The 23,169-nt window shown below is 42.3% G+C and carries 17 protein-coding genes and 2 pseudogenes; 11 read left to right on the top strand and 8 right to left on the bottom strand.

Going from position 1 to position 23,169, the window contains the following annotated elements:
- The first annotated feature begins 157 nt into the window (after positions 1 to 157).
- Both ACTJJJ_RS16650 and ACTJJJ_RS16645 read left to right on the top strand, forming a co-directional pair.
- Entirely contained in the window at positions 158 to 1,198 is a 1,041-nt protein-coding gene (locus ACTJJJ_RS16650; RefSeq protein ID WP_440702392.1) for a sensor histidine kinase, read from the top strand.
- Position 1,199: 1 nt separating this feature from the next.
- Positions 1,200 to 1,916 (top strand): LytR/AlgR family response regulator transcription factor, encoded by a 717-nt coding sequence (locus ACTJJJ_RS16645; RefSeq protein ID WP_440702391.1) that lies wholly within the window; start codon positions 1,200 to 1,202, stop codon positions 1,914 to 1,916.
- 64 nt (positions 1,917 to 1,980) lie between these two features.
- Here the strand turns inward: ACTJJJ_RS16645 and ACTJJJ_RS16640 are convergent, their stop codons facing one another.
- Complete coding sequence (locus tag ACTJJJ_RS16640) at positions 1,981 to 2,556, bottom strand: porin family protein (protein WP_188933249.1); 576 nt, start codon at positions 2,554 to 2,556, stop codon at positions 1,981 to 1,983.
- 3,018 nt (positions 2,557 to 5,574) lie between these two features.
- Here ACTJJJ_RS16640 and ACTJJJ_RS16635 point away from each other — a divergent pair.
- The 3 genes from ACTJJJ_RS16635 to ACTJJJ_RS16625 all read left to right on the top strand — a co-directional run bounded on the left by ACTJJJ_RS16635 (position 5,575) and on the right by ACTJJJ_RS16625 (position 10,037).
- The gene (locus tag ACTJJJ_RS16635) at positions 5,575 to 7,359 is read left to right on the top strand and encodes a hypothetical protein (RefSeq protein ID WP_440702390.1); all 1,785 of its coding nucleotides are present in this window, start codon (positions 5,575 to 5,577) and stop codon (positions 7,357 to 7,359) included.
- Positions 7,360 to 7,445: 86 nt separating this feature from the next.
- A complete protein-coding gene (locus ACTJJJ_RS16630; RefSeq protein WP_440702389.1) occupies positions 7,446 to 9,740 on the top strand; it encodes a patatin-like phospholipase family protein in 2,295 nt (764 codons plus the stop codon).
- Between the two features lie 132 nt (positions 9,741 to 9,872).
- On the top strand, positions 9,873 to 10,037 hold the full coding sequence (locus ACTJJJ_RS16625) for a transposase (RefSeq protein ID WP_440702388.1): 165 nt from the start codon (positions 9,873 to 9,875) through the stop codon (positions 10,035 to 10,037).
- 35 nt (positions 10,038 to 10,072) lie between these two features.
- Here the strand turns inward: ACTJJJ_RS16625 and ACTJJJ_RS16620 are convergent.
- From ACTJJJ_RS16620 to ACTJJJ_RS16610, 3 genes and pseudogenes are all read right to left on the bottom strand, one after another.
- Positions 10,073 to 10,183 (bottom strand): annotated as a pseudogene (locus ACTJJJ_RS16620) (hypothetical protein); the annotation flags it as partial.
- 12 nt (positions 10,184 to 10,195) lie between these two features.
- Complete coding sequence (locus tag ACTJJJ_RS16615; RefSeq protein WP_440702387.1) at positions 10,196 to 10,504, bottom strand: IS3 family transposase; 309 nt, start codon at positions 10,502 to 10,504, stop codon at positions 10,196 to 10,198.
- A 62-nt stretch (positions 10,505 to 10,566) separates the two neighbouring features.
- Complete coding sequence (locus tag ACTJJJ_RS16610) at positions 10,567 to 10,893, bottom strand: transposase (protein ID WP_440702386.1); 327 nt, start codon at positions 10,891 to 10,893, stop codon at positions 10,567 to 10,569.
- A gap of 588 nt (positions 10,894 to 11,481) precedes the next feature.
- Between ACTJJJ_RS16610 and ACTJJJ_RS16605 the strand changes: the two genes are divergently transcribed.
- The 4 genes and pseudogenes from ACTJJJ_RS16605 to ACTJJJ_RS16590 form a co-directional block, all read left to right on the top strand.
- Positions 11,482 to 12,963, top strand: coding sequence for a TIR domain-containing protein (locus ACTJJJ_RS16605; RefSeq protein ID WP_440702385.1), 1,482 nt, complete (start codon positions 11,482 to 11,484; stop codon positions 12,961 to 12,963).
- Entirely contained in the window at positions 12,963 to 16,136 is a 3,174-nt protein-coding gene (locus tag ACTJJJ_RS16600; RefSeq protein WP_440702384.1) for an ATP-binding protein, read from the top strand. Before ACTJJJ_RS16605 ends, ACTJJJ_RS16600 begins: the two co-directional genes overlap by 1 nt.
- Before the next feature lie 276 nt (positions 16,137 to 16,412).
- Positions 16,413 to 17,555 (top strand): patatin-like phospholipase family protein, encoded by a 1,143-nt coding sequence (locus ACTJJJ_RS16595; protein ID WP_440702383.1) that lies wholly within the window; start codon positions 16,413 to 16,415, stop codon positions 17,553 to 17,555.
- 436 nt (positions 17,556 to 17,991) lie between these two features.
- Positions 17,992 to 18,384: pseudogene (locus tag ACTJJJ_RS16590) on the top strand (helix-turn-helix domain-containing protein); the annotation flags it as partial.
- A 99-nt stretch (positions 18,385 to 18,483) separates the two neighbouring features.
- On the opposite strand, the gene ACTJJJ_RS16585 reads toward ACTJJJ_RS16590, so the two are convergent.
- Positions 18,484 to 18,714 (bottom strand): helix-turn-helix domain-containing protein, encoded by a 231-nt coding sequence (locus ACTJJJ_RS16585; RefSeq protein WP_426293330.1) that lies wholly within the window; start codon positions 18,712 to 18,714, stop codon positions 18,484 to 18,486.
- Positions 18,715 to 18,849: 135 nt separating this feature from the next.
- Here ACTJJJ_RS16585 and ACTJJJ_RS16580 point away from each other — a divergent pair, with 135 nt between their 5' ends.
- Both ACTJJJ_RS16580 and ACTJJJ_RS16575 read left to right on the top strand, forming a co-directional pair.
- Positions 18,850 to 19,641: an RNA polymerase sigma factor gene (locus ACTJJJ_RS16580; RefSeq protein ID WP_440702382.1), complete on the top strand. Its 792-nt coding sequence runs from the start codon at positions 18,850 to 18,852 to the stop codon at positions 19,639 to 19,641.
- Positions 19,642 to 19,644: 3 nt separating this feature from the next.
- Positions 19,645 to 20,736, top strand: coding sequence for a hypothetical protein (locus tag ACTJJJ_RS16575; RefSeq protein WP_440702381.1), 1,092 nt, complete (start codon positions 19,645 to 19,647; stop codon positions 20,734 to 20,736).
- A 166-nt stretch (positions 20,737 to 20,902) separates the two neighbouring features.
- Here ACTJJJ_RS16575 and ACTJJJ_RS16570 read toward each other — a convergent pair whose 3' ends face one another.
- From ACTJJJ_RS16570 to ACTJJJ_RS16560, 3 genes are read right to left on the bottom strand one after another with little or no spacing between them, the layout of a single operon-like run.
- Entirely contained in the window at positions 20,903 to 21,376 is a 474-nt protein-coding gene (locus ACTJJJ_RS16570) for a hypothetical protein (protein ID WP_440702380.1), read from the bottom strand.
- Between the two features lie 56 nt (positions 21,377 to 21,432).
- Positions 21,433 to 22,278 carry a relaxase/mobilization nuclease domain-containing protein gene (locus tag ACTJJJ_RS16565; RefSeq protein ID WP_440702379.1) on the bottom strand — a complete coding sequence of 282 codons (846 nt, stop codon included), beginning with the start codon at positions 22,276 to 22,278 and terminating at the stop codon, positions 21,433 to 21,435.
- Positions 22,275 to 22,934, bottom strand: coding sequence for a plasmid mobilization protein (locus ACTJJJ_RS16560; protein ID WP_440702378.1), 660 nt, complete (start codon positions 22,932 to 22,934; stop codon positions 22,275 to 22,277). The genes ACTJJJ_RS16565 and ACTJJJ_RS16560 overlap by 4 nt, the downstream gene beginning before the upstream one ends.
- Positions 22,935 to 23,169: the final 235 nt, after the last annotated feature.

Here is a 23,169-nt window from a genome sequence, read left to right as displayed (position 1 = left end):
CTTCCCGGAGCCGTGACGGAAACCAGTTTCGGGCTGACAAACCATTTCGACCTACCGTAGCGGCTTTCCGTCATGCAATCGGGCCTTTATGGCGCCTACAATCGTAATCCCGGCGTTGGTCAGGCATATTTGCATCAGGCATTAACCGGGTGAACCCATGAGCAGCATTTTCAACAACGATAACAAAGAGGCGACCCTGGTAGGCATTTACGTGGTGCTCACCGCGGCTGCCAGTGTGCCCGTTTTTTTCGGGATCGACGCCTACCTCAACATGATAGGTGCCGCACACGATGAGGCGGTCGCCACAGCGGCGACCCTTGTACTTTTCGGCTGCATTTACATTGGCCGACATCTGGCCACGATTTGGTCGGCAAGGCAGCGGGAAATACCGAAAAATGTATTGAATGGCCTGGCGGGCACCATTGCCGTTTGTTTCGTCTGGCTTTTTGTCCATGCCGATTTGCAGTTTCAGGGCTTCCCGGGCATTAATCTGCTATTCTACTGGATACCTTTTCTGACGATCGGGCTGTGTACGGGCGCACTTATTAAACTGTTCAGAATGAGCACACGGAAGGAGCTCGAAGCTGCCAAAACGCAGGCTGCGCAAAGTCAAAGTGAGCTGCATTTGTTGCAATCCCAGTTGAGCCCTCATTTCTTGTTTAATACATTAAATAACATGTACGGTCTCTCGATCACCCAGCACGAGAAAATCCCGCCGCTGATATTGAAACTGTCGGATCTGCTACGATACTCTGTGTACGAAGCCACGGAAACTTATGTTCCGCTTCGAGATGAGCTGGCTTACATTCTCAATTATATCGACTTCGAACAGCTCCGGATCGGCGACCGACTAGAACTGAAAATGGACATTGAAAGCATTGCCAGCAGCGACATCCGCATTGCACCGATGCTACTCATTGTATTCATTGAAAATGCTTTCAAACATTCCAAAAATACGGCAGAGCCAAAAGTGTTTATCGAAATCCGTTTGAAAGTATGGGGAAACTCTATCCTGTTTTACCTAAAAAATTCGCACAGCGGCGCCGCTATAAATGAGCCAACGGTTGAAAAACACAGCGGTTTCGGTCTCGCAAACGTCAGGAAGCGACTGCAACTGCTGTACCCTAATCAGCATGACCTGGCAATTGAAAACGGAGAAGCCCATTATACTGTCAATTTACGCCTCAACCTTCGATAATATGACGCAAACCGACTGCCTGATCGTCGACGACGAACCTATTGCACGGGAAATCATACGCGCCTATTGCGCACACCTGCCCTACCTGCGCGTGGCGGGCGAATGCGGGAGCACACTCGAGGCCAGAACTGTGCTCATGCAGCAAAAAGTAGATATCGTGTTCCTGGATATCAATATGCCCGTAATGGATGGGATTTCTTTCCTTAAAACACTCAAAACGCCGCCTCAAATCATATTCACTACCGCATATAAGGAATACGCAGTCGACGCATTCGACCTAGCAGCCTGCGATTATTTACTCAAACCTTTTTCACTCGAAAGATTCATAGTAGCCGTAGACAAGGCCATGGAAAAATTGCTGCCAACCGGAAACACATTTATGGACGCCGGTGAATCAAAAGGTGATGATTTTCTCTTCCTCAAATCCGATGGCAAGATTTACAAGGTCATGCACGAGGACTTGTTGTATGCCGAAGCGAACGGTAACTACACGAAGGTAAGGACTGTGCAACATACGCTATTGCCGGCAATGACATTTTCAGGCTTTGAAGGTCTGGTTCCCAAATCAAAGTTCCTGCGCATTCACCGGTCGTTTATCATCAATAAGTCAAAAATAGACCATATCGAGGGCAACCGCGTCTTTATTCAAAATACAGAAATACCGATCGGCAGCAATTACCGTGAGCAGTTCCTGAAACAAATCGGGCTTTCTTCCTGAGCTGTAAATGCAAAAAGCAGGGTTTCCCCTGCTCTTAAATGTCATGGCAAATAAAGTCAAATCCCTATTTGTGGGCCGGAATGGCAAAGAACAAGCTGAACTGAATCACACTGTTTTTGAAATCGGGGTCCATTGCCGCGCTCTTGTCAAAGTCGCCTACTTTCGAGAATCCCGCAATGTAGCGCGCCCCGATACCTAGTCCGAAATTGGCCTGATAACCCAATCCGACAGCTCCTGCCAGGTCGAGGTTTTTGGCAAAATGGTCGATCGTCTGATCCGGCACGTCTTCTCCTGTTTTAAACGACGCCTGCGGGCCGAATTCAAAGTAAAACCCGCCTTTCGAGCGGAATTTCAGCATTACCGGCACTGTAACGTAACTCGTTTTGAACTCGTTTTTCCCTGCATTTTTAAACTTAGCGCCTTGCGTCGAGAAAAGCACCTCCGGCTGAATCGAAAACACCTGCCCGATCCCGAAATTCAGAATACCTCCCAAATGATAGCCAACTAGTGCATCGGATTCGACGTCACTACCGGTATAGTTGCTGATGTTGACCCCAGCTTTCGGGCCGATAGAAAACGACTGTGCAAACGCCGCACTGCTGAATACCGACAGAAGGACGAGCAAAGAAATTTTTTTCATGGTTTTTAAATTTGAAGTGGTTTAATAGGTGGATTGCTAGCCTCCAGGCAAAAACCATACCACCTACCTTGAAAAAATTCGGAACGGTCATTAGCGAGCTACGGCATTGCCGATTAAATGCACGATGCTTTAAGAGTAACCAATTCACCCGGCCCGCCGAAGCCAATCCGCCAGACAATTGCCTGGAATTCGGCGATTTTAACGATTTGTAATAAGAAAATTGAGGGAGAGAGGGATTCGAACAGCTGGCTTAATGTTCTGAAAATCAGAATGATGCCGGTTTTTTTGAAATTCCCTTCCATGATGCGCGAAACCTCCTAACTCCCGACAAAACGTTTCTTTTAACTAGCTGATTATCAATGCCTAATAATTCTGCATTTTTGTAAAGTTAATTGGTTGATTTTTGACTTCAAAAAGCCCTGCCTAATTTATGGAAATTTTTGTTGTACAGATGTAAAAGGCGTCACTCCAACCCTACGTGATGATTCCAATCCGGCTTTGCAGCATTTGGATGGTTACACTAGGGACGCGATCCGGGAAATTCATGGTCGAGAAGATTAAGGTCTAACGTCGCGTCGTTGGTCTTGTCACCTGGCAATTTGGAAAACGATAGCTACGAAAGTGCGTTGAAAGAGAGAAGTGTGATACCTCCATATGGGCCGTACTGTAACAGTTGACAAGTTGCCTTATTGGAAGTGATGTTTTGCGATAAGCTTTCGTGAATTTGCTTACGCAGGATGTTCGGCGAACGACCGGACATTCCATGGGTACTCGCCAGTACGACAGTGTTGAAAAGGCTATTGGTTGTGAGCCAATGTTCTAAAATGTGCAGGACGAACAGAGTGTTCATCAATGCGATCTCCCAATCAATTCTATAGACTCTGACACGAGTTTAGAATGATGCTGGATAATTATTAGTCATTCTTTTTGGAGGACCTTGCCGTATCGAATAATATGGTATTTTGAGGCAGTCTTGATGCCGGCCAATGAATAGCAGGGCGCTCAGGAAAATGTCAAAATACACTTGCCACAGTGATGTGGGCAATGGCTATACGCCTACTGCACCTGCGGTAGTCGGTAAGTGCGTACTAGTTTTTTGAGGCAGCTAAATATCTGTTATAGTAGATAAACTCGAGAATAAAATGCTTCTGACATCTTGCACACTCTATGGCGGCCCAAAACCCGGGAAGCCTATCGCGGCTTTATACGGAGATGAGGCAGTCATATACAATCACCTCTAGCGGTGAAAATTTACATGAAACTGTCGGTGGCTTGGAATCTACTTCGGCTAATGTCCCTAGTTACCAGTTATTGAAATGTGCACCGCTGATGTGATTTAACTTTTTCCTTTTCGTCTATATTATGTAGGCCAACCAGAGTGCTTGCCAACAATTCTATTGGATTAAGCGACGTTGAGACAATCCACCTGGAATCGCCGCCACGTCCAACTCATAGATAAGACCTTATTGCTAACGGAAATATCAAATACCGAATAATAAGTTTTAATACATTTGCAAATTTGGCCATTGTTAACCAAAATTTTTTTTCGGACATTTAAGTAATTTAAATCCTACTCACAAACTTCCCTTAAGACGATGAAAAAAATTTCAACTCCTCCCGAAGATGTTCTGATGAGAATCTTAAAAGAACAGCTAGCTTTTAGCTCAATTTTCACGATCTCTCGCTAAGTGGCTGATAATTGGATTATCTCTGGCCTCTTATCATGTCAAGTTGGAGCAACAGGAACGTCACAATTTTTCCCATAGATTCCGCACTCCCGGATTCAATTACAATTATAAGATTTAGACAGAATTATACGACGGTTTATCGTTAACGCTGAATCCACTCTATTTTTCAGTTTTAATTTAGTTAAGCTTCAGACGATTACACGTTGCTGACCATTCGACATAGCTGGACAGTAGAGAGAATTTTTGTTTTGATGCTGAGAGTTAATAATCTATGTATGAATGGGACTTATGCTGCTATTCGCGAAATCAACGGACCGCAACTCTAAAGAGGAATCAATGTGTTGATAGAAAGACGAGTTAGTACAATATTAGCTAGCATGTGCTATTAGCTCTGGGGAAAATCTAGCTGATTGAATTGAAAATACAGGTAGAGTTTTATCAAATTTATACTAACAACATTAAGCTAAATCCGATATCTGTATTGCAACCAGCAAGAGCTTAGCCTACGGGTCGAAGTAGGGGTGGCGCATACGTTGGCATACATAATGGACCCGTTTGTAATCTCGTGTATTAATATTGATACCTTGTCGATCAACATCCTGCTTTGAAAAATACACCACTCAGTTGTTGATATAAAGGCGAGAAGAGTTCAGTATACAGACAATAAGGGCCGGCAGCCGAGACTCAACCTTGGCTGATATTTCTTCAAAACATCTGAGAAATTGGGGGGGGAGTTGCCATATTGATTTATATGTTGAAATTTTTTCAGTTGAGGGGTAGAATATCGTCTATATTCGATCGAATTCAGTCCGACTTTGGCACTTGAACACGAATCTAACTTTATCGAAATTTCGACGTGATATTCAGGACCCTGTGAACTATTGAGTAAATCTTATTTACCTTACTTTTCAAATAACTTGGATTCAAGTTATATTAAATTTCAGAATATCAATGTAGCCATATTAGGGTTTTAGATGGGTTTTCAGTCGATCACACTTTAGACCATTGGATCACGTGAGTTTTTCACGTTTTTCATTAACCCATTTGCGACCAATTGTATTTTGGACGCCGGGTGGAAACTCGTTTGGGAACCTATCATATTCGAAGAGTTCCATGGGAAATAGTAGGATTTTAGTGAACCAATGCGTAATTCTGCTCATTACAGCGAGTGCTGGTTTTAACTATATATCAAAAGCCGGATAAAATGACTGAAATATTTACAACCTCAATAAATTATTAACTTGTTATGAAAGTATCGTTGCAAGATTTGAAAGTTAATTTTTATCCATGAAAATTATCTCCGATTTAATCACTTTAGACCTCATTTAATATGAAAATATTTCTCCAAATAGCCATATTTTTAATCAGTTCGATCGGTTATGCACAAGATTTTACTCGAACTTTTACAAGCAGAGGAAAGCAGTATATAATACTAGCAAATATTGATGAAAATGAATTTACCAAAATAGAGATTAAGAAATCATCGGACGAATCCGTATTAATTGAATTGAGACTAAAGCCGTTTTCATTCGATCAATTTAAAAGCGAGATTACCCCTATTCTTCGAGCCGAAGCCGCTGTTGCAGCTGGAATCTCTGCTACGGATATTGATGCAATTATTCAAAACCTGTTTTATGATACTGTTGCACATTTTTTATCAACCACGGATGAAAGAGGCCCAATTGCAGGATTTCTTACAATCAATCCTGAAATTGATCAGTTCGATTTGAATTCAGATAACCGAAGGAAAATTTCAACAGGAAAATCCGTTGTACCAAAATCGCCTTTACTTGCCGTCCGGAAAGTAGAACTTGAAATATTTGAAGGATTTCTTGAAAATATTTCAGTTACCGTCAGAGACAGGAATGCCCGTAACGGAATTCGCGTATACAGTAATGAGTTTGGTATAGGCTTTGCTTCGAAAAATAATATGGGTGACTTGCATAACTATTTTCTAGTAGAAAAAGACGCACCTATCGAATCTAGGACAATGATTAATTTGGGACAACTGATTCGATATGATCTATCCCACAAGCCTGGCAGGAGGGATTATTCTCCTGTGGACGATTCCTATACTTATATTCTCGATGGAGCCCAGCAAACGCATGAAATGTTCAAATCGCCATCCAAAAGGCTCATTGAAGCGCGGATATTTAGTGATTTTATAGGGCTAGATCAAGATAAGCCAAATGGAATTATTCAGACTGAAATTAGTAAAAGAATAAATATGAATACTAACCGAGGATTAATATTTTACAAAAATAATGCAATTTCAAATGGGCTCAGATTTATCTTGGGGCAGGGCGGTGGAGTACTGCAATATGTAATTCCAACACTTGTATTGTCAAAAATTGAACAAAATAATAGAGACTTGATTGTTCGTCGTGACAAGGACAGCATATCAACGATTACCGAAATTACTAAAATGCCCATTTTGAATGACAATGGAGAGCAAATTGGCTTGCGAGACAGCATGATATTGAAAGATATTATAGTACCTAAGCCTTACCTTACAGCATTGGAACTTCTCCGCCACCAAAATTTCTCCGCCGGGATTGATTTGAACATTTTTTATAGCGAAAACGTCGGCGGTAAATTTAATTTCTATTTAGATGCGGGATTGAAGTTTGGAAGAACTTCAATATCAGATTCGACGAAGAAAATTGAGACTTATACAAATTCTCTTGGGGCAAAACTGTCTCGCATAGTTAGTACAGGAATGGTTAATACTTATGGGGTAAATTCATTTCAAATTTATCCGGAATTTAAAATACAATGGCTGCCAGACGAACGTTTTGGGATCAATTTTTCGCATCGATGGACATTTTTCAGAATGTGGAATGGAGAAATTGAAAATTCGGATATTTCCCAAAGAGGCTTTAATTATACCACAGGAAAGTCTACGATAGACGGTAAAAATAGTAAGTCTTGGCTTAATTGCTGGGAGCTTTTTGCTTTTCTGAAATTGACCGAATCTGGTAGACTGTTTTTTCGATATCGATTAAATTATGAATCTGGTAATCGAAAATACAACTTCAATCAGGCGCAGGTTGGCTATTCATTCTACATATTGGGAAGCAGGAAATCTGAAAAGGGGGCAAAAAGCTCAGAATAGATACATTTATTTGTTTAAAGCATTATATATGTGTATTTAAATATTCGTAAAATAGGAACAGGGACTTTAATTAGCAAAAATAAATCATGAGACTGACTGAAGGACTAATGAAAATACTATCTGCGATTTTTTTCCATCTATCGCGACTCGTATACCAAATTTGGGAGATTATTAAACGATTTTTTTTGAATAAGTATGTGAGATGTACGTTGATTATGTTGTGGACTGTTTGGCCTGTTTTATTGGTGTTGATGCTGGCACACTTGGCTCTAACATTGATGGATCAAATACGGGACTTGGTTGACTCGCTTGTTCAGGATAGATCTTATTCCGTGTATGCGTTCATTGGTGTTTCTTTATTTTCATTTACAACTTGGTACTGTACTAAGATTTTATTTATTCTAAAAAGCCAGGAGGCACTCGTAGAAGCGGATGAGGCTGGCCAAAACTCCTTTTCCACAAGGGGTTCACGATTGAAGAATGAAATAAACATTCAACTGCCAAAAATTGGCGAGTATTCAATAATCGATTCTGATACCCTTGGTAATTTTACTCATTATACTCCGATTGCGCTAGGATTGTTTCCGATATTATCTTTTTTTTCGACGTTGAGCAAAATTCAGGGTGCTAACTACCATATAGTTGCGTTGGTTGTAGTCTTAGCAATATACCTATATGTGGTACACGCGATGACAAAATTTACATCCAATGATGAAATTATAAGTAAAAGAATTACTGGCGAGAGATTTGAGGACCTATTACCCATACACAAATTTTCGATCCGACTTGGGGTAATTATTTTATTTTCTTTTGCGATTCTAGCTACAAATACTACAACAAATATATTTATTAGCAGTGAACTTGGCCCAATATCCGTCATATTTGTTGCTCTATCTATGTGGGTTTCAATCGCCGGATTTTTTAACTATTTGGATTACAGGTACCAAACGCCTTTCACGGTAATTTGCCTTTCGCTGATGCTGATATTCAATAATAATAACCATCAAATAAGAACGCTTGACACGTCGGGGAGGGAGCAGGGAGCAATTGAGCCGTATAGTGGAAAGAAAAACCAACCAGCTGTTCCTCAGCACTTTTCAAGGTGGTTGGACTCGCTCCTTGTCGACCGAAGCATTTTTAAGGATACCTCCAGTATTATTCCCGTTTATCTCATCGCCACGGAGGGTGGTGGAATTCGATCGGCATATTGGACCGCTTCTGTTTTAAGAAAACTGGATAGCACGCAGGCGAACTTCTTTCGACATGTTTATGCTATTAGCGCCGTTTCCGGAGGGAGTGTCGGCGCAGTGGTCTTCACAGCTCAATATCGTGATAAGCTCAGGAACAAAAGATTTTTATTTGACGTCAATGCTTTCTTTAAAAATGATTTTTTGTCTCCTTTAATTACTGCGATGCTAATTCCGGATATGCTCCAAAAATTTTCGCCCGTTGGTTTCAATTCCCTCGACCGGGCAAGGTATCTCGAGGATAGTTGGGAAAGGGCTTATTCCAATTTAGAACAACAGAAATTCTCCGGTGCCAATGAGGATGATCAGGGCTCTTTTAAAGCATTTACTACCCTAGGTGAACCATTTATGGATCTTTGGAGACCTTTGAATGGAGGAAAACATATTCGCTTACCAATTTTATTTTTGAATTCGACCCATGCGGAGTCAGGCCTGAAAGGCATAATTACTCCGGTACGTATTCAAGAAGATCCAAATTTTAAGAACGTCATCGATATTCAAGAAGAGGCGTATCGGCATATCCCACTTAAAACGGCTGCGTCTATAAGTGCACGCTTCCCAATTGTGACACCACCGGCAACTTTGCAGGTAGTAAATGAGCCATGGAAGGACGCAGCGAACTTTGTGGATGGAGGGTATATCGATAATTCTGGAACTACCACGCTGCTTTCAGTACTTAGCAGTATAACGCGTGATAGCACGATAGTCAAAACTCTCAAAAGGCACAAAGTTAAAATTAAGGTAATTACAATAAATAACTCTTCCGAGCTTGTTAGTAACAATATTGCTGACCCTTTGAAGGGAAGTTATGAACTAAGTGCACCCCTTCAGGCATTTTTCAAATCCTGGGACAATAGCGGAGATGCGCGTCAATACGCCGTAAAAGAGTATCTTCGGGGGTTCAGCGGGTCGCTGTTAGATAATGCAAATCGATCCAAAGTCAATTCAATTGTTCATGAAAGTCCGTACGTTTTTAATTTGGATCGAAAGACTGGGATTATTCCGTTGGGCTGGGATCTTTCGTTATCTGCTGAAAGAAGAATAAGCGATCAAGCAAATGATGTTCCTCGTCTATTGGAGACAAAACCTTACATGGATATTTTTGAAGGGATTAGGGTGTTGGGCAAAAAATGAAAACGAGATTTGAGGCCGGACACAGTTCGGTGAATTTTTAATAAATATCGTTAGGAGTAACTATTCATTTAGTTATTCATGGCTGGAATAGCAGCTGGAAACCTTGTGGGTTCTTGCTGACGATGGAGAAACATGAAGTATGCAGATATACAGCAGACGATCGGAGCCTATCTATCTTATTATATGGATGGGACGGTTTTCGAAGTGCGTGAAAACAGTAATGTTGTCAATGAGACGATATACATTGTCGTCGGAGTTAACCGGGATGGTAAAAAGGAGGTTTTGTCATGTGGTTAGTGAATATGAGTCTGCCGCCAACTAGATATGCGTTCTCACTGACATGAAGGCCCCAACTGCCAGCCAATTACCTGCCGTGAGAATTGATCAATCCAGACACATAAGTATGCCCATTTGCCGCCTCTTTGAGGCATGTACGTGATATCGGAAACCCATACTCAATGAGATTTGCTTGTCTTGGGCAGACCCAATAAAAGGTTAGGAGATACTCGTTTTCCATGCTGACTATCCGTGGTTCTTGGAACAAACTTTGGCGGATGAATGGGTATTAAACCCCATTTTTGCATTATTTCAGCAACTTTCCCACGGCCGATTTTTATCCCCTTTTGCTTCAAGGAATCCCTAATGCGCCTACAACCGTATCGCTTGAAATTGTGAATAAACTCCTTCCGAATTTCATGCTTTGGCCGGTTATATTTTTTATCGTTGTTGTGGCTTTTCTCTTGACGGTAGCGATAGTATGCCATCCTGATCACCTCAAAAAGCGAGCATAAATAATAGGTCTTATGCGCCCGAGAAAGCGAGTTTATCAGCTCATAGACATCCCTGAGTCGGACTGGCCCAAGATATCTAATGCTTTTAATATCTCGCGATCTGTTTTCAGGCGCTCATTTTCAGCACGGAGCCTCGCAACTTCCGCAGTTAGCTTCGCTGCTTTATCGTTGCCACTTTCGACGCTATTCGATTTTGTTTTTTTCGTTGCCATTCTTCTCCAACGATAGAGAACGTTCTCGGCAATTCCAAAAGCCTCCGACGTTTCCCTGATACTTCTGCCCGAAACGAGCATTCTGATCACTTTTTGCTTAAACTCAGCACCGTACCTCTGACGAGTTTCCACCGATTTTGGGTCTTTCATTATGCATCATCTTGTACCAAAATGTGTGCCGCTTTTCGGGGCCACCTCAACGACTTCTCGACAGCTATTTACGCTTCCATATTATATCTGAATACCGGATACTAAATTTTACTATAATCCATATGGCAGTCTTTACATGTTTCTTTTTTTTTTTTAAATTCAATAGTGTAATCACTCTTATCTCCTCTCAGAACTATGAAAACATTTTGCGTATCAACGCCACTTGGTCTCGTAAACACGTGTTAGACTATAAGCTGGTTTATATCTCGAACCAATGATCGATTAGTTCATCGGGTGCAGGTCTTTGATGGATTTTTCACTTAGTCATTGTGTAAACAATCGACTCTACCCTTACACAGCGAACGATTATCGCAGTCAATCCACTAGTCTTTTTTGTGATAATCTACAAAATGATAATGCTGTGTTTCTGTTAATGTATAAAATCAAACTCCTAATTTGGCTTCTTAGGGATAATTACTTTTATTCTTGAGTTGAAACATACGCATGTCTTGGCGGGAATAGCGCAATTCATCGCGGAGTTGGAGTAAACCGAAGAGCCTTTGACTAACAACCCTAAACTTCTAAAACATGAACTTTCACTACGATGTGTTTATCAGTTATCCTCACATTAGCAACATCGATGATAGTAACAATTATAATGGATGGGTAGCTAAATTTCACGTCGGACTTAAAAGGCGTCTAACCGATCTGTTGGGCCGGGAGGCGAAAGTCTGGCGAGATAATAAGCTGCAGGCTGGTGCACCGTTTAGGAAAGATATATACGACAAGCTAAGTAAGAGTAAAGTATTTCTATGTGTTATTTCGCCGGCTTACATGCATTCATCATGGTGTCTCGATGAGTTGAGAGAATTTCTACGTCTAGCTAATCTAGAAGGAAACCTAATTATCGGCGAACATTCACGGGTAGTGCCGGTAGTGAAGACTTACACATCGAAACAACAGAGACCTTTTGAATTAAAAGATTTTATCTATAAAGAATTTTATAAGATAGACGAGACAATTGGAGTGCCTCTTGAACTGGGCCAAGAGTCAGGTGAACGGGGGTTCGAGGAATACAAGATCAAGTTGGGCGAAATTGCTTGGTCTATTTTCAAGACAGTTACCCTAATAAAAGATGAATCTCTTGAAGATATTCAAAAAACGATCTTTCTAGCGGATACAACGTATGACATTCGAGATGAATATGATCGGATAAAAAATGAACTCTTAGCTCGCGGGTTTACTGTGTTACCTGACAAAATGCTCCCAAAGGATCACGTTGACGCCTATAAATCTGAAGTAGAAAGCTGTTTAAAGCGTTCCTTTTTGTCAATTCACTTGCTTGGTAAATCGTATGGTATGATTCTAGATGGTGCTACTGAATCGACAGCAGTTTTACAAAATTTTTGGGCCGCGGATCGCTCTAAGATTGACACTAGCTTTAAACGTTTGGTTTGGGTTAGCCAAAATTTAGAAGATATTGATGAACGGCAAAAGGCTTTTTTGGAATTCCTACAGAGCGATGCTAGTGCGCAAGACGGTGCCGAAATACTAATTCGTCCTTTTGAAGGATTCAAAACCAGAATACTTCAAGTAATGTCAAAACCAGTACCTGGACTTGATGATGGATTGGTACGTATATATATCATGTATGACAAGCCGGATTTTGACTATTTCCCACACGTGGCAAGATATCTCTACCATAAAGGATACGAGGTGAAGCAACTTTCTCAAACGGATGAAGCATTACAGCACCATAAAAGTCATTTGATGTATTGTGATGCTACCCTGATATTATACGGGAAGACGCACCTAGGCTGGGTGGATGAAAGACTATATGACTCTACGATCAGGGTTAAAGGCTGGGGGCGTACGAGTGAAATCTTGTGTAAGGCGATATTTATCACAAATCCGGAAACCAAAGAGAAGCAAAACCTTTTTATTAAATCCGCCAAATTGCTTGCGCCTTGTTATGATGAAATACCCAGCCAGGCTCTTGAGTCCTCGCTTGACGAATTTTTAAGTGATCTTGAGAAGAGTTTATCTATTAACCAGAAGATTACAAATTAATGGTATCGCAGGATCGAAGAGTGAAAAGCCCTTTTCCCGGTCTGCGTCCTTTTGAGATGCATGAAAAGGATATTTTTTTTGGAAGAGACGGCCTGACGGATAGCTTACTCAGTAAGCTTCGCACAACACGTTTTGTGGCAGTTGTAGGAACGTCGGGTAGTGGCAAGTCATCTCTTGTGCGAGCAGGTTTGTTGCCCGCGTTAAAAAGTGGTTTTATTGTGAGTGCTGGTTCGAATTGGCGCATTGCGATCATGCGGCCCATCAATAATCCTGTTTTTAATTTAGCACATTCTCTGTCTGAATGCCAAATATGTCCCAAAAATATTTCTGATAAGGAAAGAGTAAATTCTATAGAATCGACATTGCGTAAGAGCTCTCTTGGTTTAGGTGATATAGTTAGGCAGGCTGAGCTTCCGGATTTTGAGAACATACTGATCGTTGTTGACCAATTTGAGGAACTGTTCCGCTTTGAGACGGAAAATTCATATCAACTAGAAGAGGCATCTGGTTTTATCAAACTCCTGCTTGAAGCCACCAAAGACTCTACTCTACCAATCTATGTAGTTTTAACAATACGGTCCGAGTACTTGGGAAAAAGCGCGCAATTTTGGGGTTTGCCGGAAGCAATTAATAGTGGACAGTTTCTTATTCCCAGAATGAGTGATGATGAGCGACGCGAGGCTATTGTTGGCCCTGTTAGAGTATTCGATGCGATAATTTCACTTCCTTTAATTAATCGTTTGCTTAACGACATTGGCGATGATCCAGATCGATTGCCAATTTTGCAGCATGCATTAATGCGGACGTGGGAATATTGGTGTAATAATAGATTAGATACAGATGAACAAATTGACCTTAAGCATTATGAAAATGAGAAGGTAGGAAGTATGGACAAAGCCTTGTCAATTCATGTAGACGAAGCCTATCATGAATTGAACGAAGAGCAGCGAGTGATTGCAGAGAAGGCTTTTAAGCGTTTAACTGAGATCGGAGGGGGCGGGGTAAGTGAGGGCCGACTTCCCGCTACTGTAAAGGAGCTAAGGGATATAGCTCAGACTGATAAAGAAACTATTGCGTTGGTCATTGATTCGTTCCGGAAAGAGGGGCGATCATTTCTGATGCCATCAATCGTACATCCATTATTAGATTCCACTTTAATTGATATTTCGCACGAGAGCCTGATTAGAGGTTGGAGCAGATTAAAGGCGTGGGCTGAGGAGGAATCAATTTCATCAAAAATATATCTCCGCTTGGCGGATGACGCTCAACGCTACCCGAAAGGAGAGGTGAACTTACTAACAGACCCGGAATTGCAGCTATCGTTAGATTGGTACAACAGGACTACTCCAAATCAAACTTGGGCGAATCGATATAACCCGGATTATGAAAACGCAGTCTTTTACCTTAATAGTAGCAAGGAACGACGGGACACCGAGGCGGAAAGGCGAATAATTCGGCGAAATAGAACAATGATTGGTGTGATTTTAGTGGCTTTGTTTTTCGCGTTGTTGTTTGGAATTACCTTAAAATTCTATTATCAGGCGGAGAAGGATCGTACAGCGGCAAATCGTGACAAAATCACTGCTATAGAAAGTGAAAAAAAGGCGCGAGCTTCCGAAGATAGAGCTGATCGCGCCCTGACTGGGACAGAAGCTGCGCTCGTTAAGGCAAATAATTTAAAAAAGAGTTCGGATTCAACGGCCTTAGTTAATAAAACATATGCTAAAATAGGCAAATATTATGCGCAGGCTGCGTCATCTAATAAAGAATATGACATTGAAAGAGTATTAGAGAACTATAAGAAACTAATTCAGGTTTACAGAGACCTTCCGACTTCTTCCATTGATGAACGTTTAATTGTAAATATGTTGATTGGTGAAACACTAATAGACGATTTGGGGCAAGAGGAAGGATTTAAGTACTACGACCAAGCGGCTGTATTACTGGAAAACTCAAATAGAAGACCTGATGAAAAGATTAGAATATTGATCACTATTGGTAACGCCTATTTGAGCACTAACGTAAATTCTGATAAGATATCCTTCTTTGAAAAACGCGGAATTGGGTACTACGAGCAGGCAGCTTCCTTGTTACAGCGTTCAACAGGAGGGATGGCTGACAGATCAAATATATATAGAGAGATAGCTGATGCTCTTCTGCAATATTGGCGCGGCGATGGTTCTCTGAAATCTAATGGGGATATTGGTAGGATAGTTAAATTGTATGAACACGCTATTAGCTCGCTATCCAATAGTGATCCGCTTCAAGTTAGCACTCTACTATCACAAATTGGAGACCAGTTTTTTATTTCCAGAGATTCCTTGGTAATGAGTAGATGTTTGGGTTACTACAACAGAGCCATCGAGGTAATTGCAGGGAGTTCAACCAAAGAGCTAAGAAATAGAGCCTTAAATTTCAATAAGATTGGTGCATTTTATGGTCTGTTTGAAAAAAGAGAGCTTTTGGTTAAGTCGCTAAATGCCTATGAAAGTGCACAAAGAAATTATACTGCTAGTAAAGATACGTTACAGGTTGCCAATTCATTTTTCGACATCGGCACAATAAAGGTTAAATTAAAGCTCAGTGATTCGCTGGCAAATTATCAGCCCTTAATCGACTTCCAGCAGGCGTTATCTATTTATAGGGATCAAAAGTCGGTTGATGCTGTTCGCTTACATATTGCTACTTCGATAAAGATTGGTGAAGAGCACAGCAGGGTGAAGGATACGTCGAAGGCAGTAATCGACTATCTTGAAGCTTATGATACTTACCGGAGAGATAGTTCGACTATTGGTACTCCTAGGATTTTAGCAGGAGGTCTTCCTAAGAGGCCAAATTTGGCGATGTTTAATGCGGGAATTGCACTGGAACGAGTTGGCACTATTTATCAGGGACAAGGCAGGGATGATCTATCAAGAGAGTACTATAAATTAGCTTATCGGTATCTAATATCTAGCCAACTTGTGTCAAGTAGTTTCACACCAAGTGAAGTCTTGCTAGAAAACTTTTCACGAAGACGATTTTCTCGAAGATTATCTAACAGAAACATGCTGTTCAGTGATGCTTACTACTTCCCGCCCAGAGAAATAGTTCTAACCTATTCAGAGATCTTTAATAGACTTCAATTATTAAAAAGATATGTTAATGTTTCAAGCTCTGCAAGTTTTAGGTAAGATATAAACGACCGTGTCGGTCTTAAAAGAAGAGCGTTTTTAGCTGCATTTTATGAGAGACCCATATGGGATGTGCAGGATATAGCTCACGTAATGTGTCGGGTGAAGGTTACAAACTTCTATCTTTTATATTTAGTTGTAAACTTACCTATTTGGTGTCGGAAAATAGAATGGTCGCAAAATATTTGAATTTTCAAATATTTCTATTTACTCTACGAATGGATTATTAATTTATTTCTAATTATATACAATTCCTGGAAAAACATGATAGGAGATGTGAATACGAAATTTAATGAGCGGAGAGGTTCGAAGAAAATTCTTAGTTTGGATGGCGGGGGAGTTCGTGGAATTTTGACTCTGGGTATTTTGAGGAAGATAGAACAATTGGTCAAAGAAAGGTATGGACAGGAAGTTACGCTTGGAGATTATTATGACTTGATTTGTGGAACGAGCACAGGCGCGATTATTGCTAGTTGTCTCGCACTTGGCAGGTCGGTTGATGATGTAATTAGGATTTATTTGGGTTTGGGTGGAGAGGTTTTTGGAAGCGGTAGACGCTTGAAATTTATTCCTAGAAGCTGGACCGGGGTTAGGGCAATTTTGAGAGAAAATTATTCTTCGGAAACCTTTGAGTCTTATTTGCGTAGTGAATTTGGCGAAATTGCCATCGGAGATATTCAAGAAGTTAAATGTGGACTTGCAATAAATGCTAAAAGGGCAGACACATATAGCCTTTGGACCTTTACAAACAATCCGTATGGAATCTATTTTGACCACAATTCTAGATTGAAAATATGGGAGCTTTGTAGGGCGTCTTCTGCTGCGCCATATTACTTTATACCGATGATGTTGAGTAGTAAATCTAGACATGGTTACGCGTTTGAATCGGCATTTATAGACGGTGGTATAAGTTTAGCAAATAACCCGGCGTGGCGTGCGTTTCTAATAGCCACTGTAGGCTCTTTTGGATTTAATTGGGTCGTTGGTGCCGAGAATTTATTTATTACATCGGTTGGGACAGGTAACGGTTTGCAGAAGGAGAATCCGGCAAATTTAAAGCGGTTGAGAGCGTTGAATTGGGCGAGTAGACTTTCGGATTTATTTATGGTTGATGCATTAGAAATGAACCAGGTCTTGTTTGACATACTGGGTAGGAATATGGGTTCTAAATATGCAATAGATCGCCAGTTTGACGATGAGAATAATACATTGGGAATGTGTTTTGGTCTTGGCGATAAACTATTTAGTTTTGATAGGCATAATGTTGCTCTTACCAGGGACGCCCTGGCTGATCTTGGATTTTTGTTGGAGGATCATTTCATTGAATCATTGAGGGAGATGGACTACTTTGAGAATATGGAAATCTTGCTAAAAATTGGCGATAAGTATGCTCAGCATAAAGAATTTAATATAATTTGAACTTCCCGTTTTGAATCTTTTCGGCAGGGAAGCCTACAGGATCACTACTATTGGATGTTTGAGTAGCTGAAAAGGTCTAGTTGAAGTCGCTTCAAGATCGGCCACTTTTATGCATCCATTGATAGTTGGTGCCCATTCAGAATGTGCGTCGGCTAAATGCTACTTTGGTAGGGCACCTGGTGAGCAAATTGATTGCTGTGCTTCACTGGTCTCTGGCGAAGGCTTCATAGTGTCGAGTAGACGCACGGATTACTTGTGATGGTTCATAACATTCGCTACACTTACGGTCATCGCTAGTCCTTCAAAAAGTCATATTTGAATCATCGCCTAATTCCGGAAAGTCGTTAAATTAATGATCATTTTTCTCGCAATCCCTCTCACTTTCCCCCGAGGGTTGTGAGAAAAATGAGGTGGTGCAGATTCAAATTGCGTTGTTATGGCCACTGACAACCTGAAAGCAGAAGCAAGGGAAAAATGGGTTGCCCTCTATAAACAGATCGGGAACGTATAAGTTGCTGCCAGAAGGTGCGGGGTTGCTAGATCTACGTTACAGCGTTGGATAAAACGTGGGGATGAAATTCTCTTTACAGATCGGTCTCACCGTCCGCATCGGCTGGGCCGACAAAAGTATCGTCCCCAAGACGAGACTCTCGTGCTTAAGGCACGCGATGAATTCAAGTACGGAAAACTCAGAATCTGCTCTCATCTGTTCAGGCTACATGACTTGAAGATTTCAACTTCTACCGTAGCGCGAATACTCGAAAAGCATTCAGCTGCACCTATTCGTCGATTTACGAAACATTGTCCTCCAATTCGATATGCTAAGCTTCAAGATTAGTCAGATATAAAGTGACGCTTTCAGGGGAGAGAAAAAGCTATGGCCGAGGCTGAGGCCTACTGCCATTTTGGGGTTCATTTGCACCCCTTGCTATATTTGTTCTGGCATTAAGTCTCTAGGAGAACAGTTCATTTCTCGCGCGAGTATTCCGATATGTTCAATATTGTATTTACTTGGAAATTTGGGACTTTCTATTTGTCCAATAAACCCCCTGGTCAGATTTAGAAACATAGCGAGATCGTCCTGAGTATAGCCCTTAGCTTTTCGGACTTTCCTCACTTGATTTATCACCGCAATTTCGAAATCTGTTTTTTCGGGCATGGGTTGCAAGAACCAAAAACATCGTTATTTTTGTGCTTAGTTATAACTAAGCAAATGATTCAACGTGTTTGCTTTCCATAGTTTCAGACGCCAAAGTAGATGAAGTGATGTCTTGCTAAGTCAATAATGTACGATATGGGAACTCGAAAGCTACGTGCCAATTCTGATGGAAACATCGATATGTTGGACAGGTTTAAGGATGGTGATGAACGGGCATTTAAAGGTTTTTACGAGAAGTCATTTTCTAGCCTCTTCTACGTTGGTAAGAGCCTAGTCAATGACGAGTTCCTGGTAAGCTGCATCCTGCACGAATGTTACCTAAAAGTCTGGGCACATCGTGATAAGATTGAAAGCCTACCTCATGCATACCGGTTTATCCGCCTTAATCTCCGCTGGCAGATCTTGAAGCATGTCCAAAAACCGGCATATCAGATATACCGGAAAATGACGGAAATAGACCACTTGGAACCTTTCCTGGGCGAAAAGCCAGATGTGGAGAGCTATTTAGGCGGCGGCACCGAAGGGGAAAAGTGGGATGAAATCTCGAAAGCAATCTCATTTCTTCCCAAACAGCGCCAGTTGATAGCCAGCCTTCATTTCCAGGATGGGCACAGCGCACGCGAGGTAGCGAAAAGAATAGGAGCGAATACACTGCATGTGACCAGTGAAATCCAAAAGGCCGTGGAGGAGCTTAAAAGAATTGTAGCACCCCGCGCGACCGTGCCTATAAAACAAGCAAAGCAGCAGTACCCTTACGATCATATACTCAGCAGTGAACAGGCCGCAGTTTTCGAACTCAGGCAAGACCAAAAGAAGTCTTTTGCTGACATCGCGTCCTTATTAGGCTATCCGCAAACCCAGGTACAGCAGCATTACATCAAAGCATATCAGCTTGTCAAAAATCATTGGAAACAAAATGGGCGATAGATCATGGAAAAGCTTTTCACTACTCGGAAAATCCGGCTTCTGATCGATTCCGACGACATCGATCAGAAGAAAAAGATTCTCGACACACTTTACCAGTGGCGATACGTCTGTTTTAAAGCCGCTAACCACATTTTTACTCACCATTACGTCCAACAGCAGCTCAGAGAAATGCTCTATCTGACCGAAGGCGTAAGAGCAAGGCTTTCTGATATCAAAAAGGACGAATATGGGATACTGTCGACATCCCGAATGAATACGAGCTACCAGGTGCTCGCTCAAAATTACAAAGGCAGTATCCCGATGCACGTCATGAGCGCTTTGAATGGCAATCTGGTTGCCAGTTTTAACAAGATGAGCAAGGCGCTTGCTACTGGCGAAAGCGGAATGCCAAATTTTAGAAAAGAGATCCCGGTCCCGTTCAAAGGGACAGATGTCAAGAAGCTAAGAAGCAGCAAGGAAGGGGCTGTGTTTCACTTTTTGTTATTCGATATTCCGTTCAGGACATACCTGGGAAAAACAGGCCATGACAAGCGGGAAATGCTTCAAAGGCTACTCGCTGGTCAGGTCAAGCTTTGCACCAGCTCGCTGGTGCTTGACAAAGGAAAGGTCTTTATGCTCGCCGTTTTTCAGACCGAACCGGGTGAACATGAGCTCGACCAGGATGTTATTGCCGAGGCGAGTTTGTCGCTGGATTACCCGATCATGGTCTCGGTCGGTACTAAGCGCTACACGATCGGAAACAAGGATGAATATCTCTATAAGAGACTTGCGATCCAGACTGCCATCCGACGCAAAAAGAAAGCCATGGCTTTCATGAACCAGAACGCTAGAAGGCAGCTCCGCAAATCCACCATCGAAAATCTGATGCAATCGGAGAAGCGGTATGTCTCCCACAAGCAGCACGTATACAGTAAGAGGTTAATCGAGATATGCCTAAAAAACAAAGCAGCGACCTTGCTGCTCGTAGATCAAACGGAGAAAGAGCAGCAGGCCAAAGAAGATCCTTTCCTTTTTCGGAACTGGGGATATTACGGTCTCAAACAAAAGATAGAGCGCAAAGCAGAAAAGGTGGGGATTGCAGTGCTGATCGAATGAATTTTCACAGAGGCTGCTTGTACAGCCGCAGGATGAAACCACCAGCGGTTTCATTAAGTGCCCAGGGGGCACATACAACTGGGTTAGCTTAATTTAAACGGTAAGCAAATGTGGCCCGAAATCAAGCAGGTAACCGGGACCGGTTACCTGCATTTTTTATTACGTTTTATTCGCCGTCAACCGCAGCCTTAGGCTTTCTGCCACGCGGTTTTCCGGTATATTCTGGTTTGGGCGCCTGGGTTTCAATTGCCAGCTCGTAGCCTTTGGTAGCCTGGTCAAAGTCAAAAGTCGAGATCTTAAAGATCAGTTTTTCACCGTCAAAATTGATACCTCCCTTTTTCAATATGGTAGTCAGCGGAATTACATGGCCCCTACCGCTTTTTTCGAAGGAAAAGGTTTGATCCGAACTTGCAGCCGGAACAAGATAAATGGATTTAATTTTTCGCTTTCCTTCCTGCGTACCGATTTTGAAATTGGTAGACTCTGGATCAATTCCCTGATCGCCTAGCACAGCAGCCGGAAAAACAAGTTTACCAGAATTAGAAATATAGCCTTCGGGAAGTGGCGCCGCTTTTGGGGCCTTTTGGGTTTTTTCTACGTTTTCCTCTGGGGAAAAGAACTTAATTGCTTTTAGCTTCATGGTGTTATGGGTTATTTTAGGCTAAAATAAGGCAACGGTTTGGTTTAGCCTATCATTTACAAATGAAGCCCTAAGCCTTTCCGCTTCCTTTTCCTCTTTTTAAGCTCCGGATTCTGGGTTGTCGTCGCGTTAAAACCAATCCGGTTTTCCAGCAGGCCCAGCGAGTAATCCCTACCGATATCAGAACCCTTTATCTTTATTTTGCTTTGCATATGAAAAAATGCAATGCCCCGCCCGATATAGGTCTTGTATCCGTGCCCAAGTAAGTGTTCTTTCAATTCCTGGATCGAAGAGATCTGGGGCATCAAATGATCAATTAGAGATTTAAGCTTCAAATTCGCCTTGTCCGCTAAATGAATCTGCTGGCCCAGCGCGCGGTTGATCCGCATGTCGCGCGTCGGCACAAGACTCAGCTCATTTTCCATACGGCGGCAGAACTTTCCGGTCCGCGCATAGTTTTTAAAATGATCGGCCGTATTCTTTCCGTTATAATTGATGCGGTTGGCGATAATATGAAAGTGCTCATTGGCTGAATCTTCGTGTTTAAAGACAACCATCTGGTTCTGCTCGAAGCCAAACTCCTTGGCAAATTCTCTGCAGATCCGCATGATCTTGTCGTTGCCGGGCTTTTCGCCCGGCGAAAAGCTGAACGATTGATGCCAGACGTATTTGGTCAGCTTCTTGTTTTTAGAGTGGTTGTCTGTGTACTGCCGGGCAAGGTAGTCCAGATCCAGTGTCCCATCAGGCCCTGTTTTAAGGGCAAGGTTCTGAATGTAGATCAGCTCTCCTCTGACGCTTTGCTGCTTACTTTGCTCGCTTGCCGTGGTTTGCTGCCCCTTTTGGTAATAGCAGTACTCCAAAATTCCTTTGGCGTAGCTGCCCAGTCCTGCTTTTCCAATCATTTGCTGGTTTGCTGGATGAATTCTTTGATGGCATTTTCAATCTCGTAGTGGACAGAGGCGATATCTGCCGCCTCGTTCTTCCAGGTAGACGCAAGATCCTGGAAGGGCCCTGCGTAGTAGCTTTCATATTTTGAAAGCAGCTCGCGCGCCGACCTGCACATGTCTTGGGCTTCCCTAAGGATTTGCACTTTGCTTTCTCCCGCGCCGAGGACATGGCCCAGATAGTCCGACAGGGATGTAATCCAGCAGTCGATGTCAGTAATCGTCTTTTGAAAGCTGCGGATCTCGAAGCTTTCAAAAACCCAGCGCGTGATAAGGTCTGCAAGCAGCCGTACCCGCTGGCTGCTTTGTTGCCACTGCGTCGAGATCATCTGATGGTCTTTGGTCTTTAAAATAGCGAGCGATAGAATTCCGGCCAGCTGCTCGAGAATCCGGATTGTTTCGGCAGTGGCCTTTGGCAGCGTTCTTTTCTGGGGTCTTTTAAATGGGATATCCAGCGCCAAAGTCAGAAAGAACTGGCTGGCAGAAAGCCCGCTTTTCTCGATGAGCTGATTGATTTGGCTTTTCTGGTCCGAGCTTACCCAGACCGAAAAGTGCTCCCGTTTGGCAGCGTCCTTTTCCTTGGGCGGCCTGCCTTTTTTGATTTGATTTTCCATGATGTCTTATTGGTTTAGCTATGAGCCGATAGGCGAATAGCAGGGGTCCAGGGGTTTTCCCATGGCCAGCCCGCCGGGGAGTCGCATTTTGCGACGTACCGGCGATAGCTGGCTAGGGAGAAAACCACCGCCCATGTTTGTAACCGTTTGCAAGTGTTTGCAATCGTCTTAAGAAAATCGAGATTGTTTGAAAGTATTCGAATTCGTTCTAAGGCGACAGAAACTGTGCGCTTCT

The sequence above is a fragment of the Dyadobacter sp. 22481 genome (assembly GCF_052044875.1).
Lineage (GTDB): Bacteria > Bacteroidota > Bacteroidia > Cytophagales > Spirosomataceae > Dyadobacter > Dyadobacter endophyticus.
Note: the sequence above shows the minus strand (reverse complement) of the source record. Positions and strands in the feature narration are given on the sequence as shown.

Bases quoted from the DNA above. Each gene is read 5' to 3' on its own strand.
- ACTJJJ_RS16650 (WP_440702392.1), top strand. From the start codon at position 158: ATGAGCAGCATTTTCAACAACGATAACAAAGAGGCGACCCTGGTAGGC.
- ACTJJJ_RS16645 (WP_440702391.1), top strand. From the start codon at position 1,200: ATGACGCAAACCGACTGCCTGATCGTCGACGACGAACCTATTGCACGG.
- ACTJJJ_RS16640 (WP_188933249.1), bottom strand. From the start codon at position 2,556: ATGAAAAAAATTTCTTTGCTCGTCCTTCTGTCGGTATTCAGCAGTGCG.
- ACTJJJ_RS16635 (WP_440702390.1), top strand. From the start codon at position 5,575: ATGAAAATATTTCTCCAAATAGCCATATTTTTAATCAGTTCGATCGGT.
- ACTJJJ_RS16630 (WP_440702389.1), top strand. From the start codon at position 7,446: ATGAGACTGACTGAAGGACTAATGAAAATACTATCTGCGATTTTTTTC.
- ACTJJJ_RS16625 (WP_440702388.1), top strand. From the start codon at position 9,873: ATGAAGTATGCAGATATACAGCAGACGATCGGAGCCTATCTATCTTAT.
- ACTJJJ_RS16615 (WP_440702387.1), bottom strand. From the start codon at position 10,504: ATGGCATACTATCGCTACCGTCAAGAGAAAAGCCACAACAACGATAAA.
- ACTJJJ_RS16610 (WP_440702386.1), bottom strand. From the start codon at position 10,893: ATGAAAGACCCAAAATCGGTGGAAACTCGTCAGAGGTACGGTGCTGAG.
- ACTJJJ_RS16605 (WP_440702385.1), top strand. From the start codon at position 11,482: ATGAACTTTCACTACGATGTGTTTATCAGTTATCCTCACATTAGCAAC.
- ACTJJJ_RS16600 (WP_440702384.1), top strand. From the start codon at position 12,963: ATGGTATCGCAGGATCGAAGAGTGAAAAGCCCTTTTCCCGGTCTGCGT.
- ACTJJJ_RS16585 (WP_426293330.1), bottom strand. From the start codon at position 18,714: ATGCCCGAAAAAACAGATTTCGAAATTGCGGTGATAAATCAAGTGAGG.
- ACTJJJ_RS16580 (WP_440702382.1), top strand. From the start codon at position 18,850: ATGGGAACTCGAAAGCTACGTGCCAATTCTGATGGAAACATCGATATG.
- ACTJJJ_RS16575 (WP_440702381.1), top strand. From the start codon at position 19,645: ATGGAAAAGCTTTTCACTACTCGGAAAATCCGGCTTCTGATCGATTCC.
- ACTJJJ_RS16570 (WP_440702380.1), bottom strand. From the start codon at position 21,376: ATGAAGCTAAAAGCAATTAAGTTCTTTTCCCCAGAGGAAAACGTAGAA.
- ACTJJJ_RS16565 (WP_440702379.1), bottom strand. From the start codon at position 22,278: ATGATTGGAAAAGCAGGACTGGGCAGCTACGCCAAAGGAATTTTGGAG.
- ACTJJJ_RS16560 (WP_440702378.1), bottom strand. From the start codon at position 22,934: ATGGAAAATCAAATCAAAAAAGGCAGGCCGCCCAAGGAAAAGGACGCT.